The sequence below is a fragment of the Virgibacillus carmonensis genome (genome assembly GCF_057836705.1).
On sequence record NZ_JBYQFJ010000393.1, the window covers coordinates 1 to 527 of the forward strand.

Sequence of the window (527 nt, forward strand, 5' to 3'; positions counted from 1 at the left end):
CCCCTTTCCTTACTAAATGAGTAGAAGGACAATGAATAAACCACTTAATACGCCCAGGCTTTTGGCCATCTTACTATATTTCATTTCATTATCCCGCGCTTCCTCCAACTCGCGGTCTAAATGATGTACAGCTAATTGAATATGCTTTTGTTGCTGATTAAAGTCATGCTGGCCGAGTGTCCGGCCAAACTGGTTAAGAATTTCTTTTTCATTCTTACCAATTGCGGATATCCGGTTAAGCATTTCCATATGTTGACTCCATACACTGAACAAGTCCGTTTTATTTTCATCCAGATTAATTGCGAGGTCCTGAAAAAAGGTTCTCGTAGGATCTGGTAATTGTTTTGCTATACTGTCAAATGCATCCCTAAGTGGCAATTGACTATAAAGGATTTCAGCCTCTAATATTTGCAGAGCGTTTTTGAGTTGACGAATATGTTTAGGACGATCTCGCAGTTTGTTACTAATTTCAAAACCTATCCATGTAGTGGTGCCGATGAATAGAAGTGCTCCTATCCACTCCATTT

The 527-nt window shown here is 39.5% G+C and carries 1 protein-coding gene; it reads right to left on the reverse strand.

The features are described 5' to 3' along the window. Nucleotides 1–12 precede the first annotated feature (12 nt). Complete coding sequence (gene spoIIIAB / locus AC3G7N_RS22535; protein ID WP_089062486.1) at nt 13–525, reverse strand: stage III sporulation protein SpoIIIAB; 513 nt, start codon at nt 523–525, stop codon at nt 13–15. Nucleotides 526–527 lie beyond the last annotated feature (2 nt).